Annotated in this window: 23 protein-coding genes; 15 read left to right on the top strand and 8 right to left on the bottom strand. The window is 35.4% G+C overall.

Features of this window, described 5'->3' with window-relative positions:
• The first annotated feature begins 4 nt into the window (after positions 1–4).
• From M2265_RS03165 to M2265_RS03155, 3 genes are all read left to right on the top strand, one after another.
• The gene (locus M2265_RS03165; RefSeq protein WP_132767872.1) at positions 5–460 is read left to right on the top strand and encodes a hypothetical protein; all 456 of its coding nucleotides are present in this window, start codon (positions 5–7) and stop codon (positions 458–460) included.
• A 392-nt stretch (positions 461–852) separates the two neighbouring features.
• The gene (locus M2265_RS03160) at positions 853–1,938 is read left to right on the top strand and encodes an ATP-binding protein (RefSeq protein ID WP_132767874.1); all 1,086 of its coding nucleotides are present in this window, start codon (positions 853–855) and stop codon (positions 1,936–1,938) included.
• A gap of 133 nt (positions 1,939–2,071) precedes the next feature.
• Complete coding sequence (locus M2265_RS03155) at positions 2,072–2,797, top strand: hypothetical protein (protein ID WP_132767876.1); 726 nt, start codon at positions 2,072–2,074, stop codon at positions 2,795–2,797.
• Positions 2,798–3,054: 257 nt separating this feature from the next.
• Here M2265_RS03155 and M2265_RS03150 read toward each other — a convergent pair whose 3' ends face one another.
• Both M2265_RS03150 and M2265_RS03145 read right to left on the bottom strand, forming a co-directional pair.
• Positions 3,055–4,212, bottom strand: coding sequence for a zinc-dependent alcohol dehydrogenase (locus M2265_RS03150; RefSeq protein ID WP_132767878.1), 1,158 nt, complete (start codon positions 4,210–4,212; stop codon positions 3,055–3,057).
• Positions 4,213–4,299: 87 nt separating this feature from the next.
• Complete coding sequence (locus tag M2265_RS03145; RefSeq protein WP_132768943.1) at positions 4,300–5,304, bottom strand: SDR family oxidoreductase; 1,005 nt, start codon at positions 5,302–5,304, stop codon at positions 4,300–4,302.
• 511 nt (positions 5,305–5,815) lie between these two features.
• On the opposite strand from M2265_RS03145, the gene M2265_RS03140 reads away from it, so the two are divergent.
• Positions 5,816–6,337 carry a ferritin-like domain-containing protein gene (locus M2265_RS03140; RefSeq protein ID WP_132767880.1) on the top strand — a complete coding sequence of 174 codons (522 nt, stop codon included), beginning with the start codon at positions 5,816–5,818 and terminating at the stop codon, positions 6,335–6,337.
• 259 nt (positions 6,338–6,596) lie between these two features.
• Here the strand turns inward: M2265_RS03140 and M2265_RS03135 are convergent, their stop codons facing one another.
• A complete protein-coding gene (locus tag M2265_RS03135) occupies positions 6,597–6,818 on the bottom strand; it encodes a hypothetical protein (protein ID WP_132767882.1) in 222 nt (73 codons plus the stop codon).
• A gap of 96 nt (positions 6,819–6,914) precedes the next feature.
• Positions 6,915–7,415: an RNA polymerase sigma factor gene (locus tag M2265_RS03130; protein ID WP_132767884.1), complete on the bottom strand. Its 501-nt coding sequence runs from the start codon at positions 7,413–7,415 to the stop codon at positions 6,915–6,917.
• Between the two features lie 415 nt (positions 7,416–7,830).
• Between M2265_RS03130 and M2265_RS03125 the strand changes: the two genes are divergently transcribed.
• The 3 genes from M2265_RS03125 (at position 7,831) to M2265_RS03115 (ending at position 9,510) form a co-directional block, all read left to right on the top strand.
• Entirely contained in the window at positions 7,831–8,514 is a 684-nt protein-coding gene (locus M2265_RS03125) for a DUF6766 family protein (protein WP_132767886.1), read from the top strand.
• Positions 8,515–8,855: 341 nt separating this feature from the next.
• Positions 8,856–9,182 carry a response regulator transcription factor gene (locus M2265_RS03120; protein ID WP_132767888.1) on the top strand — a complete coding sequence of 109 codons (327 nt, stop codon included), beginning with the start codon at positions 8,856–8,858 and terminating at the stop codon, positions 9,180–9,182.
• Positions 9,183–9,210: 28 nt separating this feature from the next.
• Positions 9,211–9,510: a response regulator transcription factor gene (locus M2265_RS03115; RefSeq protein WP_132767889.1), complete on the top strand. Its 300-nt coding sequence runs from the start codon at positions 9,211–9,213 to the stop codon at positions 9,508–9,510.
• Between the two features lie 87 nt (positions 9,511–9,597).
• On the opposite strand, the gene M2265_RS03110 is transcribed toward M2265_RS03115, so the two are convergent.
• Positions 9,598–10,170, bottom strand: coding sequence for a hypothetical protein (locus M2265_RS03110; RefSeq protein ID WP_021187905.1), 573 nt, complete (start codon positions 10,168–10,170; stop codon positions 9,598–9,600).
• A gap of 200 nt (positions 10,171–10,370) precedes the next feature.
• Here M2265_RS03110 and M2265_RS03105 point away from each other — a divergent pair, with 200 nt between their 5' ends.
• The 3 genes from M2265_RS03105 (at position 10,371) to M2265_RS03095 (ending at position 12,629) form a co-directional block, all read left to right on the top strand.
• A complete protein-coding gene (locus M2265_RS03105; RefSeq protein WP_132767891.1) occupies positions 10,371–11,213 on the top strand; it encodes a hypothetical protein in 843 nt (280 codons plus the stop codon).
• Between the two features lie 364 nt (positions 11,214–11,577).
• Entirely contained in the window at positions 11,578–11,787 is a 210-nt protein-coding gene (locus tag M2265_RS03100) for a hypothetical protein (protein WP_132767893.1), read from the top strand.
• A gap of 206 nt (positions 11,788–11,993) precedes the next feature.
• Positions 11,994–12,629: a hypothetical protein gene (locus tag M2265_RS03095; RefSeq protein WP_132767894.1), complete on the top strand. Its 636-nt coding sequence runs from the start codon at positions 11,994–11,996 to the stop codon at positions 12,627–12,629.
• A gap of 535 nt (positions 12,630–13,164) precedes the next feature.
• On the opposite strand, the gene M2265_RS03090 is transcribed toward M2265_RS03095, so the two are convergent.
• A complete protein-coding gene (locus M2265_RS03090) occupies positions 13,165–13,851 on the bottom strand; it encodes a TraB/GumN family protein (protein WP_165905823.1) in 687 nt (228 codons plus the stop codon).
• A 560-nt stretch (positions 13,852–14,411) separates the two neighbouring features.
• Between M2265_RS03090 and M2265_RS03085 the strand changes: the two genes are divergently transcribed.
• From M2265_RS03085 to M2265_RS03075, 3 genes are all read left to right on the top strand, one after another.
• The gene (locus tag M2265_RS03085) at positions 14,412–16,193 is read left to right on the top strand and encodes a hypothetical protein (RefSeq protein WP_132767898.1); all 1,782 of its coding nucleotides are present in this window, start codon (positions 14,412–14,414) and stop codon (positions 16,191–16,193) included.
• Between the two features lie 199 nt (positions 16,194–16,392).
• A complete protein-coding gene (locus M2265_RS03080; RefSeq protein ID WP_132767900.1) occupies positions 16,393–18,156 on the top strand; it encodes a hypothetical protein in 1,764 nt (587 codons plus the stop codon).
• Between the two features lie 303 nt (positions 18,157–18,459).
• Positions 18,460–18,909, top strand: a complete 450-nt coding sequence (locus M2265_RS03075) for a heavy metal-binding domain-containing protein (protein WP_132767902.1) — start codon at positions 18,460–18,462, stop codon at positions 18,907–18,909.
• A 35-nt stretch (positions 18,910–18,944) separates the two neighbouring features.
• On the opposite strand, the gene M2265_RS03070 is transcribed toward M2265_RS03075, so the two are convergent.
• Positions 18,945–19,445 (bottom strand): GNAT family N-acetyltransferase, encoded by a 501-nt coding sequence (locus tag M2265_RS03070; protein WP_132767904.1) that lies wholly within the window; start codon positions 19,443–19,445, stop codon positions 18,945–18,947.
• A gap of 343 nt (positions 19,446–19,788) precedes the next feature.
• On the opposite strand from M2265_RS03070, the gene M2265_RS03065 reads away from it, so the two are divergent.
• A complete protein-coding gene (locus tag M2265_RS03065) occupies positions 19,789–20,022 on the top strand; it encodes a hypothetical protein (protein WP_094772536.1) in 234 nt (77 codons plus the stop codon).
• 30 nt (positions 20,023–20,052) lie between these two features.
• Entirely contained in the window at positions 20,053–20,292 is a 240-nt protein-coding gene (locus tag M2265_RS03060) for a hypothetical protein (protein ID WP_132767906.1), read from the top strand.
• Positions 20,293–20,465: 173 nt separating this feature from the next.
• On the opposite strand, the gene M2265_RS03055 is transcribed toward M2265_RS03060, so the two are convergent.
• Complete coding sequence (locus tag M2265_RS03055; RefSeq protein ID WP_132767908.1) at positions 20,466–22,073, bottom strand: TlpA family protein disulfide reductase; 1,608 nt, start codon at positions 22,071–22,073, stop codon at positions 20,466–20,468.
• Positions 22,074–22,238 lie beyond the last annotated feature (165 nt).

Raw genomic sequence — 22,238 nt, 5'->3', positions numbered from 1 at the left:
AAAAATGCTCAAAATATTTATTTTACTGATAGATTTTATAGCAAGATCTGTCGCGCATATATCGAAAAATATCGAAGCTATTGGCAATATTTATCATGTAAGTCCCAAATCCGAAGACAATATTACAGTTGTTGATTTTTTTGAAATTCTTCAAGATGAATTGGGTATAGAATTGGAAGCAGTACCCCATAAGGAATGGCTTTCTTTGTGGGAGTCGGATGAAGATAGTCCACTCTATCCACTTTTAAGTTTATTTGCTTTCAAAGTACATGATGATAAATCTATCATTGAGATTCATCAAAATACACCTAATTTTGATATCAGCAATACGTTAGCATTCCTATCGAATAGCAACATTCAAACCACTAAAGTGGTTAAAGAAATGTTATCACATTATTGTAAGTATTTGGGAGTTTTAGAAATGAACTCTTATCTATCCAATTCGCAAGAAACGGAATAATTTGTTTTATATAAATCTCATTAAAATAGAACGTCACTTTACAAAGATGAGATATATCATGATACCAACAGTTCAAAACCCTTATGTGACACATGTTAATTTCCCTATCATCATCTGTTCGAATTTTATGAAGTGGTGAACAATTGGTTTACCATTATCTAGCATGACCTTGCCAATTGCCAAATTTTGTAATCGTTTCGACCTCAACTTGCAATTTTAAAGTTTTAATAGTAGAATTGCCCGGTTAAATTCATATTTTAATTCATAAAACTAATTAAAATATTTCTTTTAATAACCGTTTATAATTTTTGACAACATATTTCGTTTATATTTGTTTATACTTGATCCCAACCTAGACCGAAAAGTATATTTATTATTAGATATATAAGAACATGAATTCAAAAACTGAACAGTTAAAAGAGCTGAGTCAGCTTAATGACGAACTCGAAAATTATTTCAGAAATACGATTATACCACAGCTTTTTGTGGATGCAGATCTCCTGTTACGTAAGTTTACACCTCCTGCTATGAAGCATTTCGTGCTTAAAGAAGAATTTATCGGAATGCCAATAGCAGATATCCAGGATAATTTTAAATATCCTAACATAATCAATAATATTCACTCCGTTATTGCTACGGGAAAAATGCTGGAGAAGGAAATCCAGACCACAGATTTGCGCTGGTACCAGATGAATATATTACCCTATATTACCTTTCGGGAAGGTAAGACAAATGGTGTGATTATCACTTTTGTAGACATCACTGCACGAATTAGAGATTTAAAAGAGCATGAAAAGCTGATTTTAGAACATGAATTGTTATTAGACCAGCTCGCTCATGATATTAAAAGCCCTTTAGCAGGTTTAATGCTCACATGTGAATACTTTAAAGTACTTCCAGAAAAAAAGAGCACCAAATTCTTAAAGATGCTTGCTAATCTAGAATGCGGACTATCCAATATAAAAAGAGTACTTTCAGATTTCACTGAAAGCCACTGGGGAAAACAAAAATATCAATCGGCAACGGAACTAGTCGATTTACCTCATATATTGGATGATGTCATGTTAGCATTAGCGCCACAGATTTTAGAATTTAATGCTAAAATAGTTCATAGATTTGAAATCACAGAGATCAATTTTGTGAGACGTAAGCTTCGTAGTGTGCTATATAACCTATTGAGCAATGCGATTAAATATACACCGGTAGATCGTAAACCTGAAATAGCGATTTACACCTTTGAAGAAGATGGGTTTATGGTTATCAGTGTTACAGATAACGGAATAGGTATGTGCAACGAAGACTTATTAACTGTTTTTGAAAAATTTAAAAGAATATGTGCTTCTGTCGAGGGTACGGGAGTAGGGTTATATTTAGTCAATACTATTGTTAAAAATGCAGGTGGTAAAATTACTATAACAAGTACACCAGGTGTTGGGTCAGAATTTAAAGTTTATTTAAAATTGGACAGTACTCAATAATTTTTAAGATTTATAAGTCTAGGCTTATTCTCTGAAATCATCGGTATCAATCCTATTAATAGTCAGATGTGCCACCCTTAGACAGGATGGCCCTATGCAGCAAAGTTTGTTTTAGTTATATGAGTAAAATCTTATGAAATTTGTACCCCTGAGCAGAGTCATACTATTAGAATTAAAACGTAACGGTTATAATATTTTAACATCTAAAAATACAGTTGACGACGAAAACCCAACGTGGTATCCGTTAACTGTACCTGATGTTGATGATTATTTGTTACAGCTAGACTGTAGTGGAAGTATTGTTCCTGAGGAGGAGCAAGTGCTATTAGTAATTGAAGATGCACTAGACAATATACATGAAGGTCAGCTTCTGGGAGAAGTATTTATAGAAATAGACAATTTAGGGGAATTGGAGGATAAGATTCAGTTTTATGGCAAGAAGTATCAGTTTATCTCAGATCCAGAATATTATGTTTTTTCATTCGATCCGAAGCGGGTCTTAATTCGCAATTATGCCTTGCGGACTGGAAATCATCTTCTTTATTTAGCTTATATTGGCGTAAATTATCCTACCCATATCATCGATGAGATTCGAGATCTTGAAGATCTAACCCGTTCCCTGATTTGTTTAGATCAAGAACAGGCTAGAGAATGGTTTAGCAAACATGATGTTACTATGGTACAATCAGATATTTCGATATTCGAAAAGGATGCTATTTTAACTATATTTTTACTTGGAACGGAGCAACAAATAAAGATTCCTTTAGAAGACAAAGACGAACTGATTTATAATTTGATGCACATAGAAGAGCTACTTCAACTCCGTGATCTATTTTGGATAGATCCGCGCATAAATTAACGGATCATAATTTTAGTATTTTTGTCTCAGTTAGTCCAGTTCATTAAGGGTTCTATTATGGGTATATATTGTTACATATTGTTACATATCTAAATTTAAAACATCTCGCTTTAGTTTTATTTCCATTCAGGGAAATTGAATTAAAAACGAAAAGGGCTTATGATTATAAAAATTCATAAGCCCTTTTTTTAAAGATAGTTTTTCATTGCCCTTGAAATACTGACCATCTTTTTTATAACCATATTTAAGAAATATAGTTAAGGTTTAAGTACCACCTTTACACAATCTTCTTCTTTTTTATCAAAAATTTTATAACCATATGCTGCATCATCCAGTGATAGGCTATGTGTAATAATATCATCAAGTACAACCTTGCCATCATTAACCAGACCAATAAGTTTGTCAATATAATTCAGTACAGGAGCTTGACCCTGCTTTATGGTGATGCCCTTATCAAAGACCCGGTGGAGGGGGAAGTTATCGTAAGTCGAGCCATACACGCCCATGATTGATACCGTTCCCATTCTTCTTACCGCCTCAAAGCAGAGATCGAGTACCTTCATCGAGCCCATTTCAAAATTGACGGTTGCTTTAACTTTATCCATAAAAGTACGTTCTGGTTCAAATCCAACTGCATCTACACATACATCAGCCCCTCTTCCTTCAGTCATTGCCCGTATTGCTTCTACGACATCGACTTCATTAGGATTAAGTATTTCAACGTTGTTAACAGCTTTGGCTTTTTGAAGCCTATAATTTAACGGATCGATAGCTATAACACGTGCTGCACCATTAAGCCATGCTGCCTTCTGTGCCATTAGTCCAACAGGGCCAGATCCGAAGATAGCTACTGTTTCCCCGCCCTTAAGTGCGGCCCAGTCAATTGATGACCATCCTGTAGGAAAAATATCCGTTAGGAAAAGAGCTTGTTCATCGCTGAGATGATCTGGAATTTTACGTGGACTAATATCAGCGTAAGGAACACGCACATACTCTGCCTGGCCGCCAGAATAACCACCATACAGATCGGTGTAGCCAAATAATGCCCCACCTTTCTGGTCCATCAAATCGCCATTAGGACCGTAGTGTTTAAAATTTGAGTTTTCACATGCAGGAGAAGCCTCATGTTGACAGAAGAAACACTGTCCACACGAAATCGGAAAAGGCACAACAACACGGTCACCACGTTTAAGGTTCTTAATTGCAGATCCAACTTCCTCGACTATCCCCATGAATTCATGGCCCATGATGAGAGGTTCTTTTTGAGGAACTGCACCGCTCAGAATATGTAAATCCGAACCGCATATCGCCGTTGATGTGACTTTGAGAATAACATCTCTGGAATCAAGAATTTTTGGATCAGGGACATTGTCGACTCGAATATCACCTGGTTTATGGAATACTGCTGCTCTCATATATTTATACTTTAGAGTTTATTAATCAAATTTTGTATTTTATTGCCACTATCTTTCTCTACCCATATTTGCGAGCAGAATGCTGCATTATGGTTGACCTCCGCCACCAGCAGATCCATAAATCTGTCCTGTGGCATAACTGGCATCATTGGCTGCAAGCTGTACATATATGGAAGCCAATTCTGCAGGTTGACCAGGTCGTTCAAGTGGTGTGTCACCGCCGAAATTGACAAGTTTTTCCATTGTTGCGCCGCCGCTTACTTGCAAGGCGGTCCATATTGGACCTGGAGCTACACCGTTAACACGGATTCCTTTAGGTCCAAGCTGTTTTGCCAATGAGCGTACAAAACTTGTATTGGCAGCCTTTGTTTGTGCATAATCGAATAAATCTGGAGAAGGGTCTGTCGCTTGCACAGAAGTGGTAGCAATAATAGAAGATCCTGGCTTTAGATGGGGTAGAGCTGCTTTAGTAAGCCAGAAAGGAGCATAAACATTGGTTTTCATTGTAGCATCAAAATCATCCGAACTGATGTCAAGAATAGATGGTCTAGTTTGTTGTCGACCTGCATTGTTGACAAGAATATCAAGCCCACCAAGTCCATCTACAGCCTCTTTAACCAATTTTTTACAAAAATTTTCATCTCGCAGATCACCAGGAATTGCCAATGCTTTGCGGCCTTCTTTTTTAATCAGCGTAATGACCTCTTTGGCATCAGCTTCTTCAGCAGGTAAATAATTAATGGCTACGTCTGCACCTTCCCGTGCGTAGGCAATCGCAGCAGCTCTGCCCATTCCGGAGTCGCCACCTGTGATCAATGCTTTACGTCCTTTTAGTCTACCTGAACCTTGATAAGACGTTTCGCCATGGTCTGGTCTAGGACTCATTTGGCCAGCAAGTCCTGGCCATGGCTGAGATTGTTCTTTAAATGGAGGTTTGGGAAACTTCATTCTCGGATCTTCCATAGCATATTCAAGTTTTTGGACATTTGACGCACCCGCGTTTCCCACTAAAGGTGTAACTGCTAATGTAGCAATTCCAGCTCCTATACTGCCGATTACTTTCCGTCTACTGATTTTGTTTTCTTCCATCATCATAGCATTAGATTTTATTAATAATTTCTGGATGTTTCTGACGTTCAACACAGTAATGAAGATCGTCGTATAAACGCATTTTAATTTGCAGCTTTACCATCCAATCAAGTTTTTTTATTCTATCATAAAATAAACATGCGGAAACACTTGAAAGTTGTAAGGTTAAATACTGGTTTTAGCGATTTATATACCCTTATTGAAGGAATAAGGTGATATCAAAACTATAGATTTTAATAAAATATATTCCCCAGAAATTAACATTTAATTGGTCCTACACATATTTCGATATTAGCTTATACATAATGACGCTTTCGAAATGGTCGTTTAAATCTAACGATCTCGGAAGTAAAATATTTAGATCATGCGATCTTTAAGAATGTAAATGTAATTTAGAAAACCGTAGTTTTTACCTGACATTAGAATTTTATACCCAATATTAATCATCGGCTAAACTATAACCTGATTCAAGCGGTTCTTACTGTATCTAAATATTAAATTAAACTATAAGATTATGGCTAGACAAAACAAATCTAACGAAATGCCAAATGCACATTTACATGAGTTATTTGTCGATGAATTAAAAGATATCCTAGGTGCTGAAAGACAATTGCTAAAAGGACTGAAAAAATTATCGGAAGGAGCACATAGCGATACACTGAAGGAAGCTTTTAAAACACACTATAAGCAGACCGAAGGCCAGATAGAAAGGTTAAAATCAGTATTTTCCAGTTTAAATCTGACCGCGAGGGGTAAAAAATGCAAAGCAATGGAAGGTCTCTTAAACGAGGCTGAGGAAATTATGGAAGAATTCCAGGACAGTCCCGAGGTGTTGGACGCGGCCTTGATCTGTGCAGCTCAGAAAGTTGAGCATTACGAAATTGCAAGTTACGGTTGCTTGGTTACTTATGCCAAATTGATGGAACACTCGGAAGCAGAAGAACTTTTGGCTGCTACACTTGCCGAAGAGAAAGAAACGGATGTTCTCCTAACCGAAATTGCGATGGACGAAGCCAATGTCGAAGCTGCTCAGTAAAAGTTTGACGGATAAAATTTTTAAATAAAAAAGCTGGTTCTATGTAGCCAGCTTTTTTTATTTTTAACCACCAAAAGTTAAACAATTTGTTCAATTTCCCTTAAGATTGAAATCTTTATCACCTACACATACGTTTAAAAAAATCTCCAAGCACTAATGGTGATAACATTGTCTTGGAGATTAAAATATACAAACTACGTAATAAGCTAAGTTTAGTAGAGCAAGAGAGCCGTTTTCTTACCAGAGGATTGATGTTTCCTTATCGAGTGGTTGGGAGGACACCATTTGATGATTCCGCCGAATTTGAATCTCGGTACTCAATGGTGCTACTCGTATCTTGCATGCTGGTATCCGGATGCAAGCCTGTATCCGAAGGCAAACTATCCATATTATTTTGATCTTTATTATTTGTACTATTACCACAGGCTGATACTAAATTTATACCCATTAGAGCAACCAAAATAAATTTCATTTTTTTCATGATTAAATTGTTTAGTGAAACCTTATTATTATTTTATCGAGTTATAACTTACTGTACAGATTTTGATCCTAACGATGCTTTGTCAGCAACCTCGTATCAATTGATCTCATACATTTTCAATTTTTGCTTTAACGTTTTTCTAATGACATGGATGCGCGATTTAACCGTTCCTTCAGGAAGATCATAAGTTTCCGCTATTTCCTGATATTTGTAGCCTTCCAGATATAATCGAAAGATGTCTGCATTTTCCTGCGATAAACATTCGAGGGCTCTGTTTATATCATCTTGTATGGTCTTGTTTTCTGTTTGATTGGTTGCTAAACTATCGAAATAATCGGTATGAACGTACTCATCGTAGATAGCACTTTTGCGCTTTTCGCGGCGGTATTGATTGATGTAGATATTTTTCATAATGACATAGAGCCATGTCATTAATTTAGGATCATTGATAAATTTATGAATTGATTTTAACGCCCGGATAAAGGTTTCCTGAACCAGATCTTCCTTTTCATCATAATCGGATGTAAACTGACTGGCAAAGTGGTTCAGCTGTTGTCTTTTTTCTTGGAACAAGATATTTAAATTTACATTTTCCATATAATTTACCTTATTAATATATTACTTAATTGATATTAAAATAACGTCTAATAAGCTATAATGGTTTAAGCTCGATAATCGTGAGGAGAAAAAAATAGCACAATGTGTATAAAATACGGTTGATGGTGTTACGACAAAAAATGTGTATCATTTCAATTCCAAAGTGGTTTTTGAATTGGTTGATCTTTTTTAAAGCATTTGAAAGTGAAAATGAAAATAGGTGTTTGTTTTTACTAAATACGCATTTAACACATAGTTGGTGTAACACACAAAATTAATACTTTACGTGTTTAAAAACAGGTTCTTATGTAAAAAATACTTTAAAATTATAATTAATGAACTTTTATACGAGATAAGGGATTCTTTGGTTAGAAATTTAAACAATATACCTATCACATTTAGTAAAAAGAGTAAGATGGAAAGTTTACAAAACAAAAATCAAAAAAAAACCTTTATGTATCGCAACAGTTTGTCTATTGTATTTATAGCGCTGTTTGTTATCGCGATAGGGGCACAAGTTTATTTTGGTTGGCAGGAACATAATCAGGAATTAGTTGAGCTGGGAGCACCATCCATAGCGTTGACCACCTATCTAACTAGTGGGCATTTTTTTTCGGCAACTTTTGAAAATTTCCAAAGCGAATTTTTACAGATGGCCTTATATGTTATACTTACCATTTCGCTCAGGCAGATTGGTTCCGCCGAGTCAAAAGATATCGAAAAACCCGAAGAAGTAGACCGAGACCCGGACCCCTCAAAGCCGGATGCTCCCTATGCTGTAAAACGCGGCGGCTGGAGATTGTCGATTTACCAAAATTCCCTCTCTATTGCTTTTGTCTTGCTATTTCTTCTCAGTTGGGCAGGACATCTATACGGCAGTTTTATGGATTATAATCAAGAGCAAATCCTTAAAAATGAACCCGAGAAAACTTTAAGCGATTTTTTAAAAGAACCTCTTTTTTGGTTTGAAACATTTCAAAACTGGCAAAGTGAATTTCTATCTGTGGCATCAATTGTAATTTTAACTATTTTTCTCCGTCAAAAAGGTTCTCCTGAATCCAAGCCCGTGGATGCCGGGCATCTGGAAACAGGTAAATAAGGACCATATCTTAAAGCTGGACATGGTTTCTTTTGGTAAGACCGTACATTTTCCACCCATTTTGGTTCAACATCCTTTAAGAGGCACAGTCATCTGCCTCATCCAAGGAAAGGAGCTATCTCCGTAGGCGCCTCGTTTAACTTAATTTTAAAGAGACGCCATTAACTATCTTGAGAATGTTGCTTTTTATACAGCTCTACCAATTATCAGCAGACAACAAACATTACGGCTTTTCATTTGTAATATTATTATTACAAATAAGAGTGCTGTACGCTGTTATTCGGTGATGATTTAACTCTTCAGTGTGGCAATCTTATATTTTTTTACTAAAGAAGATTAAGATGATTAACATTATTTTAGCTGATGATCACGATGTTGTACTGACCGGTATGAAATTATTAATAGAATCTCAACAGGATATGACAGTTGTAGGAGAGGGCAAGGATGGTCATGCTGTATTAGAGATTTTGGAAACAAAAAATTTACCAGATCTACTTATTACAGATTTGAAGATGCCAGGTATGGACGGCTTGGAACTGGTCCCTCGGGTAAAGGATTTGTATCCGAGTCTAAAAATCATTATTCTTAGTATGGAAGATGATATTTCAAATATCATGAAAGCTTTCAATTTAGGAGCGAATGGGTATTTAACGAAAAATGTAGATTGACGAATTGTTTTTTTGCATTAGGCAAATCATGAAAGGTTTACAATATGTATGTGCTGAAATGACATTATCAATCCTTTCTAATCTTCAGAAATATCCAGCTACATATCAAGAGCCAAAGCAAATTATAACAGAAAGTGGACTGACAGAAAGAGAAATTGAAATATTACATCTCATCGGAGAAGGATATAGCAATATCGAAATTGCAGATAAACTTTTTCTGAGCAAACGTACCGTAGAGGGACATAGACAACGTTTACTTGAAAAGACTGCTCTTAAAAATACCGCCTCTCTGATTAAATACGCCGTGAACAGCGGGCTTATTGCTTAGACTGAAGTTTCATTTATTTCTATTAACTACCTTGCTGTAGGAAGCTCTCCCTTATATATAAATATGCCATTCAGAGCTTATGTTTATTTAAGGATCTTTAAATATGTGATTAGCTTTGGCCTTTTGTGTATGAAGTAAGTTTTTAAATTCATCTATCTGTGTGTCGAATCCAGGAGCGCGATTCTTGGTTAGTAAGCGCTGGGATTCATGGATTAAATTATAGATCAGTATTTTATCGCTCTTCTTATCTAATAATAACGAAATGGTCTGGATGCGCTGACTGATTTTTTGTAGTAAGCGCTCAGCCTTGTCTTGCTGTGTAAGCGTATTATTTTTTTCAATTTTTTTCGTTGTAACTTTTTTTTGGAAAGCATCTTCTGTCGATGCACCGGGTATATGGTTTACAGGTAGGGTTTCTGCAGTAAATGCTTGGATGACAAGTTCAGTTTTATTTGCTGCATTCTCAAATCTTCTGCTACTACTTACGTGCCAGCCATCGCATGCGATACAATAGTAGCATCTAGTTGGTGCAAATCCCGATTCTTCAATCATCTCAGCATGATTAAACTTAATAAAGTTCTGGGCTTTATTTTCCGTTTTAAAGAATATTTTAAATCGTTGCGCATCTTTACAGTAAGCTCGGCTTTTGGACGGTCTCATAAGCTGGTCGTTTATATATATTAACAGATTTCTTAGTTTTATATCGGTTTAGGTAATATACGAATAATATCTTTGATAAAATTTTGAATTGTAAGAAGTTGAAGATGACATTGTTATTCTCTGGCTTAAGTCTTAATCCGGTGATTTGAAGCAAAATAGATTTTTGTAGCGCTCATATCCGCACCGATCCTTTTCAAGAAATGTATCCAGATGCCGATGCTACGTTTGATCTCGGACGTGGATTGACTTTTATGGACAAAGAATTGTTGGGGATCGTTCCCTATCGTGAGCGTAAAAAAGGGAAGCGTGTGGCAGATCTTCTGGTCAAGGTTTATTTAAAAGACGGAAGCGAGAAGTGGATTTTGGTGAATACCGAAATCGAAGGCGGACATGATTCGGATTTCTCACATCGTATCTTTCAATATTTTTACAGGCTATTAGATCGTTACCGTGTCCCTATGGAGACCATTGCTGTTTTTACTGGAGGACGTTCGCAGCCATGTACTGATGAATACCATTTTACAGTTTTCCGTACCTCGTTACGCTTTCAGTATTTGAGCTATCAAATTTTTGATCATGACGAATCAGAGCTACTCGGTATGGACAATATATTTGCTTATATTGTCTTGGTATGCCAGAAAGCTTTAGATGAAGATAAGATTCCAGAGCAGGAGCTCGCCGAGCAGCGTAGTACAATCGCACGAAGGCTTATCGAGACCAATAAGTATAGTAAAGATCGTATAATGAGCTTTTTAGTTTTTTTAAAGAGTTTTCTTTTTATACGAGATAAAGAAATAAATAGTAACTTTGATCAATACATTTATCAAGTGACAGGAGGCACAATTCAAATGGGTGTAATAGAAACAATCAAACGACAAGAAAGAGAAAAGGGAATCCAGACTGGTAAAGCTAAAGGTTTTGCCGAAGGCGAACGTAAAAAAGCCCTTGAGACAGCTTTAGAATTCAAGAAAATGGGCTTGCCTATTGCAGATATTGCAAAAGGTACAGGTCTTACCATTGAAGAGATCGAAAAACTGAAATAAAACTCAGATCATATAAAAAACGTATACAGCCATTCTGTTAAGAATGGCTGTATACGTTTAATACCATCCTTACGGCTTCCCGTATTTTTTAATCAAACCGATCACCACAAAATCCCATTTCAGCAACAGCTGTTAGTGGAGCCAATGCTTTGAGTGCAATCAGGAGCCAGCTTTGTAGTTTACTTAGCAGATTCCTTTGGGATTTTTCGTTGCGCTCTCCCGCAATTATAAAAACAAACTTCAGGAGCTTTATAAGAGCGTAGTAGCGTCTTTAAACAAAATACCCGTAACTACCGGAAAGATGCCGTTATAGGCTTCAGCGCCAATATTGATGAGCTCTCAGGCAAAGGAAAACCGATAGTTTATGATCACCGCTATCGATACACCAGTATTGCTCAATCAGATTAAACATATACAAGTAGAATCAGTAGGTGGAGATATCGATGGATCTGTTATTAAGCTTGATGATAGAGCGCCCTACCGGTATCTTTACCATGGACAATGCGACAGCCGAGTTTATAGCCACATCCCGATTGACCGAATTTGTACCCTTGCTATTCAAAGCAATGAATGAAAGAGTGGAGGATCGAGTATTTAAATACTAATTTTTTTTCCATAATTGAATCCTCCATTATAAAACCATCACCAATATCAATGTTCTCTTCGCCGACTTTCTTAAAACCTATACCCCTATAAAAATCGATAGCAGAATTATCTCTATTCACATTTAAAGAAAGACTGTGATTTTTGTTTTTCATTGCAATATCTGTAATTGTTTTCATGTCTATAGATCACTTATTTGATCACGCTAATACGCGTTACGTAATCAAACAGTTAAATACTATTAATGGTAGCTTGAGTAAGATAAAACGAACGATTGATCATGATATAATGCGACTTCATTTTTTCAAATCTGTTGATGAAATAACTAGAAGAGCTTTTGTGCGAGATGATAGTGCTCTTTTGTTTTCAGAAACACGTAATTCTTTAGATATATCGATAGATCATCTCCTAGATTATTTAGTTGGACGAATGTTAACAGTGGGTTGGATAGAAGTTGATCAAGATATTAAATCCGATAAGGAAGTATGGACAAAAATGTTTAAATATTATTTTGATGAATTTAACATTTCTACTTTTTTAAGCTCCCGTACTGTAAAGACCAAATATGATGAGATACCATTTGAACATACCTGGAAAAATGGTCATATCAATTTTTTTGAGTCTGTAAACTTTGATCTTCAAAAAGAAGATACAATTAAGAATAAGGTACGTCGTTGGGCAGGCCAGATTGATGAGCTTAAAACTGTAGGAGAAGATTTACACCTTTATCTTTTGGCTAATATGCCTGATTCAAATGACCAGATGAGTACGTATATTTCATCGTTTTATCAGATAAATCGACAGATAATATAAAAGTGGATAACATTACTTTTTCGGAAGCAGATAAATTTGCGAAGGAATTAAACGAAGAGATTTTAACTCATGAGGATTAGTTTATTATGTAATCCGATCGAAGGAATGAACCTCAAGCGCGTGAAATTACAAACGCTAAGGCACATTCAGTTTTAAGCAGGCTCTTTGAAGTTGATGTTCCTGATAATAAAGGAAATCTCTGAAAAATGGACAATGCCAATGCACAATTGGGACTGACCATATCAAAAATATATATTAAATTTGGTGATAGACTAAAGCTGGATTTAAACTTTTAAAGAGAAACCAATGGCACAGTTGCTGGTACACTCACTTATTATAATTAGATTCAATTCATGAAAAGTTTTCCTAATTTACAATTGTAATCGTAAATCCTTTACTCTTCAATTCATCAAATATATTATTTTTATTGTCCATCGCATTTGTCAATTCTAAGGAAAACAATGCTCCACCATCTTTTATTTCTGAAATTAATTTCGATATTTTTTTAATGTGATTTTGTGCAATTGTTGCATTCTTATTTTTTGGAGCTTAAAAAACTACTTTTAGCAAACAGTTGCTTAAGGGATTCTAGATTTTCAATTTCATAAAGATGTGCTTTTTCTTTTATTTCTTCTGAGATTTTAGGCTGATTATTTAATAACTCTATTATTTCAGCGATATAAAAATCTGTACCAAAGGAATTTAAATAGCCAAAAGTCTCGTTGATGTCAAGTAATTCTTTTGTTGGAATTCCATGTTCGTCTGCATATCTTCTAAAAATCTGTTGCACAACACTTGGAGTATTACATTCAGGAGAGACTTTTTTCATTAAAAGATTGTAGATTAATAATGGCTTTAATCTATTTAAAACTTTTTCATCCATATGCTGCTCTGACATCCTATTTTTCAATTTTAGGTAGTCATCAGCAGAAAGTAATTTTTGTATAGATGGTTCACCTTTTTTTAACATAAGAAACCCCTCGCTCAAATTGTCATATTTTTTATTACCCAGAGCATTTTCAGTATAATATACTTTGATTTCCCGAGATAGCCCAGAAGCCTTATTAAGAACTTTAGCAGGAATATCACAAATGCCAGAAGTTGTTAATACTATGTAAGAACTATTTTCAACACCATCTTTTGATATTTCCCAAACCAGCGAATTATTATTTGTATCCTGTGCTTGTGCATAAGAAAAAGCACTCAGCACTATTAAAATCATGGAATAGTTTTTTATTGTCATTTCGTTTATAATTAATATTATATTAATGTGCTTGGAGACTCTCTTTCTGCAAACCTTTACTCGGACTATAATTATTGGTATAATGAAGCACAATTGCTTGTATCAATAAAACTTGTTTAGGAGAATTTTTCCCTTGTTAGAATCTAAAAGTACATTTTTTTTCCTGTTTAACAAGTACTTATCTTTTACTGATTCTCTGTTTTGAAAGAAAGCTTTTGATTGTCCTCCGTTTTCTGTGAAGTGTATGCTCCACCTCCGTAGAAATAGAATACAGAAGAAATCTTATTTTCTACCTGCTCCCTCAAAACATGCGGGATGATCTTGCACAGTTTTTCCGATTATTTGCTCAATCCACTTCTTTCAAAATAAAATACATTGCCCTATCTTTTAGTTTTTCTATGGTAAGCTACTATAAGATTTAAATTGAAATTTACTGAACGTAAAATTTATTATATTTTAATTTCTTTATAGTGAATTAATTTTGCTATCTTAAAGGTTTTATATCAGCTGATAAATATTATTTTATTTAAAATAACATTATGAACCAACAGTCATATAGCCAAGATTCAATCTTACAAGTTTTTTTCAACGATAAGCCAGAGGTTCCAGAGTCTGGGAAAGATTCTAGCTTCCAAAACCAAGATCCCGACTTGAATTTCAAGGAATATATTGTTGGCAACTCTACGATTAAAAGCCATTACGTTTTCGGTAAAAATGCCACGCTGCAAAAGTCATCCTGCTTTATGGAACATGAACAAGCAATATATGCTGTTCCAGCACAGCCCGTTGTTACATTTCATATACAGGTGTCTGGAAACAACAAGATGAAATTTGTCAATGGGCAAGACGGGAGACTGATTAATGAACTGCAATATTGTTTATTATGGCAGAATGATCGAATCCTATCTTATGAACTATCGCTATATGAGGCAGATTATTGTAGTTTACATTTCCGGCCTAGCCACTTTTTAGAGATGTCACACCGCATCCCTCTTTTAACAGAATTGGCAATGGAGGTCACTAGATCTTCACACAGTGCGCTCGATTTCTATGTCGGCAGGGCTGACGAGGGACTGCTAGCTTTTATTGACGCTATATTACTTGAAGTTAGGCACTATCATATAAGCGACCAGCGCTTTACTCATTTATGTGAATGCCTATTACTCAAGTCCATGGAGTTGCCTGTAGAGGTACAGCCTTTTCCAATAGATGCCTTAAAACGCACTTCGAATAGTGCTTTCTCAGATTTGGATGACGATACATTTACGGACGAGCAGAAGTTAAGGTTTGAATCTATTTTCCGTTATTATTCTAGAGATGCGTTGATAGCGAATTTTTATACGATCAAGCAAGAATATCTATCGCTGAAAGAAGAACGCGCCAAGAATAACGCCATTATGAAAGAGGTTAAGGACTGTTATCACAGTGTTATGGGAGATTCTGCCGATCTTTTGGCGGAGAGCTATTTCTGGGTAGCTGTAAAGATGGAGGAACAGATGAAAAGGTTCAATTTAACCGAGAAAGAGAAAGGTACGTTGGTAGAAGCGATCATTACTGTCTGTGACCAGTCTTTTGAACTGAAAACACCTCGTGCCGATCAGCTGCAATTTTACACGAATTATACTGGGCAAACATATGTCGGCGATGTGGGTATGCAAGAGTTTGGGGAAATATTAAATATGTTTATCCCGAATATGAATCTCCCAACGGATAAATTGGATGGAAGCAGGGAATCCAGAGCTATTTTGGATCAATATATACAAGATAGTTGCAGCTTTACACCGCTATCGCATATAACAGAAAAAGGAGAAATGGATAAACCTCCGAAAGTCGTTGAACTTTACCACATGCTAATGCAGCGGATGGCAGATGAGCTTACCATAACCGATACAGGCGACTTCCAAAAGAGCGATCTTATTCGAATTCTTGATCATGCCTACCAACTAAATGACCTTTCCCTATTGCTTATGGTTGAGATTGAGCAACTGACAGATGATGGAGATTATGTTGAAAACCAAAAGTTCAATAAAATATGTTTGTGGCATTCGGTACTTGAGGAAGCCATCGATGAATGGTATGATACAGGTTTTTCCAAAGAAGAAGAGCTGATAAGCAATTTAATGCCTTTATATTTTCAATCACCAGATAAAATTAAAGCTGTGGAGCGTAAAGTGATGGAAACAAAAGCAATATACGATGCTATGGTACCAGTTCTTGTTGATGTGGGCTTTACTATGGAATCCCTTCTGAAAAAAAACATCTTTTTACTAACCGCCGAGTCATTGATCGTTGCAGCGGAGAATCCATATAAACAGAAGTAAATAAAAGTAAATATTATAAAAATAACTTCTTACCTCACTCTTCCGATTTTATTTTTAAGTTCAGAGTGAACATGCAAGCTAACCTATATTTTTTAATCGTACACCAAAGCTGTACAGTTAAATCGTAATTAGTTAGCAAGCAACGTTGTAAGAAAAAGCTAATTTTCAAATTTTATAAAATTCATTTAATCAATTAGATATGAGCGAAAAATCTTTACTGAAAGTATTCCTAAATGACAAGCCAGTCGTTCCTCAGGATAAGCTAAGTCTTCATATGTATGAAACTAGTACAGATGTTATTTTTCACACTGTTGATCATGTGTTTGATGATGCACAGTTGACAAGCCATAATTTTTTGAGCAAGGATGTGAGTATGCGCGCATTTAAGTTCGAACTTAACAAGCCCATTACCCTCTATTCAATTCCATCGGATCCAGTACTAACCTTTCATTTTCAGGTATATAATAGTCAAAAAACCAAGTTTGTACAGGAAGATAAAGGCACGTTACTTTTTGAGCAAAATAACCAGATATTCTGGCAAAATATGGAAACTGTCAAGTATGAATTTGAGCAAGGGTTATTTAGTCATTTTAACCTGTTTTTCAGACCTCATGTAATTTTAGAATTGGCGGAAAAGCACCTGGTTTTACGGGAACTGGCTATGGAGATCGCAACCAGTAAACGCACTGATCTAGATTTTTTTGTTACTGTTGCAGGAGCGGATATAGATGTATTGATCGATCAAATATATGATGAATTTCATCAAGCTTTCGTCAGTGAGAGAAGATTTAAGCATTTGGCAGAATGTCTGCTGCTATGCAGTATGGGTATTGATATTACTGTTGATCCTCCTGCTCCAGGTGATATAAAAAAGAATGATGAATTTTTAGATCTTGAATCAGATGTTATAGGTATATTGGCGCGACAAGAGTTATTTACAGAAGACCAGAAACATTTTATTGCTCAGTATAAGTATTTCACTAAACAAATGCTTTTAGACGACTTTAATTTAAAAAAGCAAGCCTATATACAAAGGAAAAAAGCTGTTCGTATAAAGCAGAAACACCTTGCAAAGGTAAAAGAATGCCATTATGAAATAATGAATGATGTCTTAAATGTGCAGGCTTCAAAATTTTTCTTGATGGCAGAGCTCATTGATCATCAGGTTGATAAATATGAATGGAATAATCAGGAAAAAGCAATAATAGGAAAGGTTATTATTTTAGCATGCCGATTTGCTTTCCAAGATGTTCCGCCTTTAAAATTTCAGATAGAGCTCTATAACAAGTGGAGTGAAAAGCCCTATATGAACCCACTCGGTTTTAATCATTTTAAAGAACTGCTAAAAAAAATTAAACCCGAATTTACTATTGATCTACCTGATTTGGAGGTATCCTACGAAAGTCAGGCAATTTTTATGGATCATGTGCAAGACCTATTTGGATATAGGCCTTTGGACCATTACAAAGGACTAAAAAATATCGAAAAACCGAAGGAGCTGACTGTACTTTATCAGAGGCTTATGCGAAAGTTCTTGGATGAAATCTCCATTAGCGATGCAGGCGAAATTACAAAAAGTGATGTGATCCGTATTCTGGATTTTAGTTATGACACGAATGATCCAATCTCTATGTTGATGCTCGAAATCAAGCATTTTTCTGACGATAAACAGTATGTCTTTGCACAGGATTCAGATCTTCTGAGCGGTTGGTTATTGGCTCTGGCCACATATGATGTCGAACTGGATGAACAACTGTTTTTATTGGAACATGATCCGCGATTTGAGCTGATTACTGTTTACAATAATTCTCCTAAAAAGATGGGAGCCGTCGAGGAACATGTTAAGCTTGAAAGAAATCTAATTTTGCAGCAGACTGACTTAGTTGATAAGCACATTAAGCATCTCAAGGAGTGTCAAAGTAAAAATATGCTATTGAATATTATAAACCTCTTCAATTGTTGATTATTTTGAATACAGCTTTTAATAGCTGGGGCAAATTTTCATGATATCTCCTTGTGTAATAGAGATTCAGGGCAAATATTTTGCTGAAGAAGTTTATTGTTTTTGTCAGCAAGAGCCTATTCTTACTGTTGCTTAAGTAGGAGACAGTAAACTCAATTAGCTTTACGAGGGCTTGGGGTTTATTTATATGGAACCCCTAAGGGCTCTGTCATTCCGTGAAGATAAATTATATATGATAAATTGATTAACTTTAGAGCAAATTGCTGAAGGTAACGGGCTTACCATCGACGAAATTGAACAGCTTTGAGTGAAATAGGAGCGGGCTTCGTAGGATTTTTCGTTGGGCGCTCCCGCAATTATGAAAACAAACTTCAGGAGCTTTATAAGAGCGTAGTAGAGTCTTTAAAGCAAAATGCACGTAGTTATCTGGCAGATGCCGTTATAGGCTTCAGTGCCATATTGATGAGCCCTCGGGCAAAGGAACACGGATCGTTTATAGTCACCGCTATCGGTGCACCAGTATTGCTCAATCAGATTAAACATATACAAGTAGAATCAGTAGATGGAGATATCGATGGATCTGTTATTAAGAACAAAGTCAAAGCAAGCTTGATCATAGACCGCCATACCGGTACCTATACAATGGACAATGCAACAGCCGAGTTGATAGCCACATCCCGATTGACCGAATTTGTACCCTTGCTATTCAAAGCAATGAATGAAAGAGGGGAGGATAGAGTATTTAAATACTAATTTTTAGTATATATGATTACGATAGACTCCTAAATTTAAACTAATTTTTTTTCCATAATATAATCCTCCATTATAAAACCATCACCAATATCAATATTCTCTTCGCCGACTTTCTCAAAACCTATACCCTTATAAAAATCGATAGCAGAATTATCTCTATTCACATTTAAAGAAAGACTATGATTTTTGTTTTTCATTGCAATATCTGTAATTGTTTTGATGAGTAATTTTCCGACACCCTTTCCCTGTGATGCAGGAAGAATGTAGATTTTATGAATTTTTGTTTTCGATAAACCTTTATAATTCAATTCGTAAGAAGCATAGCCCAAATGCTTTATTTCATCTTTTACGATTAGAAACTGATGGCTCTTATTTGTGGTCTGTTCAGATAATGCATTTGTGCTGTACATCATATCAAGCATATAATTGATCTGTTCCTCTGATAAAATAAGGCCGAAAGTATCTGGCCAAGTTTCATGAGCGATCTTTTGGATAATAGGATAATCACTTGAATTTGCAGTATAAATAGTAAGCATGATTATTTTGAATTTTTAAAATCTTTATTTTTTATTATCATATAGTAATTGTTTAAATATAATAAATCATTGGTATTCAAGGCGAAAAAAATAAACCGCAATAAAACTAAAAAATATAGCAAGAAAAAGCTAATATATTTAGTTTTATTATTTATCTTTGGATATTGAATAAGGATGGACACGATACAAGATAACCGGTTGCTCAACATTCTTTCGTGTTCATCCTGTTCAATATTAAATTAAAGCAGGGTAGGGTTCTGTAAGTTCACTTTATAGTAAAGAGACTTAAGATCGCAATGTCACCTCTGTTGGAAGAAGGCAAAAATGATAAATATTAATTGCGATGAATGTACCATTGACAATCGAGATCTTGAAGGACTTAAAGCATAAGGGATATAATATCCTGAAGTCCGATAATAGTGTGGATGATGTTATACAACATTTTGTCCCAACAAAAGTAAACGACCTATGGGCGTTTATGAGTGAATTTAAGGAAGAGTCTGCGACAGTAGTGATCGAGCAGATCCTGGATGTACCCGAAGAAGTGTTAGAAGGGAAATTCTTGAGGGTTTTCTGATTGATCTATTAATTTTTAAAAACTATACAGATGAATTTAAAGCAAATACAGCAAGAATATATACTCAATCATCCTGAAGCTGTAAAAATTGCAAAAAGCAGAGCACAGCTAACTTTTAGACAGATTGCAGGGATCCGAGAGTCTGCCTTTAGCATCTCCCAGTTATTTACCATAGCTGATGGTGAAGATATTATTAGACAAGGTTTTGCTAGATGGCCAGATGTCATCGCAGTAGAGTTGGAACTGCTGAAGAAGAGATTGGCCGATTAATATGTGGTGATTGGATATTTTTCTTCTCATCCTAGAAGTTTTTAAAAAAAAGAGAACATTGACGCTTGACTTCTGAAAATTGACTAGGCAGGTGTTCAAGAATCAGAATTATGATCTAAAAAACTCCTTCACTAATCTTCGGATTTTATTTCTAGCTGCAATCGAAGTGCGCATCAAATTGCCTCCATCAATTGATCATTAAAAAGTTGTGGATAATTTTTAGTGAGTTCAGATTTCCAATTATGCATTTGGAAATCATCATTTCTGATTGTACCATCCGGGTCCATCAAAACATACCTAGGGATACCGTTAAACTTAAATAGTTCGCGCAATGCCATATACTCATCTGCAGATACTCTATATGATTCAGACATATCATTTTCAACAATATAATTCTTATAAAAATCCACATCTGGTGTACCTACATTATCCGTTACGAAGACAAATACCAAATTCGGATTATCTTTGAGTTTTAACCGTTTTTCCTTCATTGATTCTATGCCTTGGCGACACGGTCCACACCATTGTGCCCAAAAGTCGACAACCACGACCTTGCCACGATATTTATCTGTCATCTTGGTAAAGAGTGCACCAGCAGGAGTATTTGGTAATAAATAACCGTCTTTGGATATTTTTACACGCTCCGCCAATTTAAGTGCTTCATTTTTTAAATCTTTATTGGTTAATACTGTTAACAGATCATCTGTCAGATTTGTAATCTTTATGGTGTCTGTAGCATAATCTAATTTAGACTTCAAGGTACGCAATTTAGCAACTTCTGTAACTAAGGTATTGGCTATTGTCGGATTAAACTTTTTATTTGCCGAATCCAACACCAAGTATAGGTTGCCTTTAAACTGACGATTCAAGGCATTATAATACTCTTGCGTACGAAAAAGTGGTGAAAATTCGAAGAGATTGATAAAACTTGAAAATTCATTTGGTACCAACAAAGCAAAATCGTTTAGGTTTAACCGAGTCATAAAATCAAAATAATCGGTCGGAAGAGGTTCTTTAAGAAAAGAATTTTTAGGATCATCTCTAAAAAGACTTTTTTTGGACATTTGGAGATCCATTAATTGTGTCGCATAGTAAAGTGCAATATCTGTATGGATCAGATTTTTTAATTTGGGTAAAAATCCGGATTTCCTAAAACGTACGTCTACTTCATGTTGCACCGAATCCCAAGCAGAAATAATTTGCATTTTTGTTTGTGAAATAGGTTGTTCCTTCAATATCTTTTCCTGATTTTGATAGAAAGCTCGAGGATTCTTTCCCCAATCAAAATCTTTTAATTGCTGGTTTTCGACAGCAAGAGGCCCCTCAAAACCTATTAATTCTAAGTTTTGATCTTGAGTAACTTTGAATCGCAAAGCTAACGTTTGCCCAGGTTCAATATAAAATGTAAACCTGTCATTTCTATATTTTATATAGGAAATTTCAGGATGTGTCACAGGGTAGCTCGCTTCAAAACGACCATCAGGAAAGATCTGAACGGTAGTTGGATAATCTTCCCAAGTCAGCTGATTGCTACTATATATTATGCCACTTGTAAATTCCGATTTAGGATTATAACCCTCAATAAATCCAATTAGTCTTACGGTATCAAATTGGAAGAAATTGTCCTTATAACTTACTTTATTTGTTTTTACTTTAGCCTTTGCTAGTTCTTTTAATATCCAGCTGTTCGGATCGGGTTCAGCTGATTGGTTTAGTGACATCTGTGCAGTAGCACAATACAAAGAGAATAAGGGAAAAAAAAGGCACAATAAATATTTCATAATTTCAGGTTATCGGTGGTTATAAAGTTAAATAATTTTAACGAAAAAAAGAATATAAAATCGATTTTTTTATTTCCCTTTCCAATATGTGAAATACAGTAAATAGTTATTAGCGGTCAGTAACGTCCAAATAAAATTATATGATCAAAGAGCATAGTTGCTTGT

This window comes from Sphingobacterium kitahiroshimense, from assembly GCF_025961315.1.
Classification (GTDB): domain Bacteria; phylum Bacteroidota; class Bacteroidia; order Sphingobacteriales; family Sphingobacteriaceae; genus Sphingobacterium; species Sphingobacterium anhuiense.
The sequence above is the reverse complement of the archived record's forward strand: the minus strand, read 5'-3'. Positions and strand labels throughout refer to the sequence as shown.

Bases quoted from the DNA above. Each gene is read 5' to 3' on its own strand.
- M2265_RS03165 (WP_132767872.1), top strand. From the start codon at position 5: ATGCTCAAAATATTTATTTTACTGATAGATTTTATAGCAAGATCTGTC.
- M2265_RS03160 (WP_132767874.1), top strand. From the start codon at position 853: ATGAATTCAAAAACTGAACAGTTAAAAGAGCTGAGTCAGCTTAATGAC.
- M2265_RS03155 (WP_132767876.1), top strand. From the start codon at position 2,072: ATGAAATTTGTACCCCTGAGCAGAGTCATACTATTAGAATTAAAACGT.
- M2265_RS03150 (WP_132767878.1), bottom strand. From the start codon at position 4,212: ATGAGAGCAGCAGTATTCCATAAACCAGGTGATATTCGAGTCGACAAT.
- M2265_RS03145 (WP_132768943.1), bottom strand. From the start codon at position 5,304: ATGATGGAAGAAAACAAAATCAGTAGACGGAAAGTAATCGGCAGTATA.
- M2265_RS03140 (WP_132767880.1), top strand. From the start codon at position 5,816: ATGGCTAGACAAAACAAATCTAACGAAATGCCAAATGCACATTTACAT.
- M2265_RS03135 (WP_132767882.1), bottom strand. From the start codon at position 6,818: ATGAAAAAAATGAAATTTATTTTGGTTGCTCTAATGGGTATAAATTTA.
- M2265_RS03130 (WP_132767884.1), bottom strand. From the start codon at position 7,415: ATGGAAAATGTAAATTTAAATATCTTGTTCCAAGAAAAAAGACAACAG.
- M2265_RS03125 (WP_132767886.1), top strand. From the start codon at position 7,831: ATGGAAAGTTTACAAAACAAAAATCAAAAAAAAACCTTTATGTATCGC.
- M2265_RS03120 (WP_132767888.1), top strand. From the start codon at position 8,856: ATGATTAACATTATTTTAGCTGATGATCACGATGTTGTACTGACCGGT.
- M2265_RS03115 (WP_132767889.1), top strand. From the start codon at position 9,211: ATGAAAGGTTTACAATATGTATGTGCTGAAATGACATTATCAATCCTT.
- M2265_RS03110 (WP_021187905.1), bottom strand. From the start codon at position 10,170: ATGAGACCGTCCAAAAGCCGAGCTTACTGTAAAGATGCGCAACGATTT.
- M2265_RS03105 (WP_132767891.1), top strand. From the start codon at position 10,371: ATGTATCCAGATGCCGATGCTACGTTTGATCTCGGACGTGGATTGACT.
- M2265_RS03100 (WP_132767893.1), top strand. From the start codon at position 11,578: ATGATCACCGCTATCGATACACCAGTATTGCTCAATCAGATTAAACAT.
- M2265_RS03095 (WP_132767894.1), top strand. From the start codon at position 11,994: ATGTCTATAGATCACTTATTTGATCACGCTAATACGCGTTACGTAATC.
- M2265_RS03090 (WP_165905823.1), bottom strand. From the start codon at position 13,851: ATGATTTTAATAGTGCTGAGTGCTTTTTCTTATGCACAAGCACAGGAT.
- M2265_RS03085 (WP_132767898.1), top strand. From the start codon at position 14,412: ATGAACCAACAGTCATATAGCCAAGATTCAATCTTACAAGTTTTTTTC.
- M2265_RS03080 (WP_132767900.1), top strand. From the start codon at position 16,393: ATGAGCGAAAAATCTTTACTGAAAGTATTCCTAAATGACAAGCCAGTC.
- M2265_RS03070 (WP_132767904.1), bottom strand. From the start codon at position 19,445: ATGCTTACTATTTATACTGCAAATTCAAGTGATTATCCTATTATCCAA.
- M2265_RS03065 (WP_094772536.1), top strand. From the start codon at position 19,789: ATGAATGTACCATTGACAATCGAGATCTTGAAGGACTTAAAGCATAAG.
- M2265_RS03060 (WP_132767906.1), top strand. From the start codon at position 20,053: ATGAATTTAAAGCAAATACAGCAAGAATATATACTCAATCATCCTGAA.
- M2265_RS03055 (WP_132767908.1), bottom strand. From the start codon at position 22,073: ATGAAATATTTATTGTGCCTTTTTTTTCCCTTATTCTCTTTGTATTGT.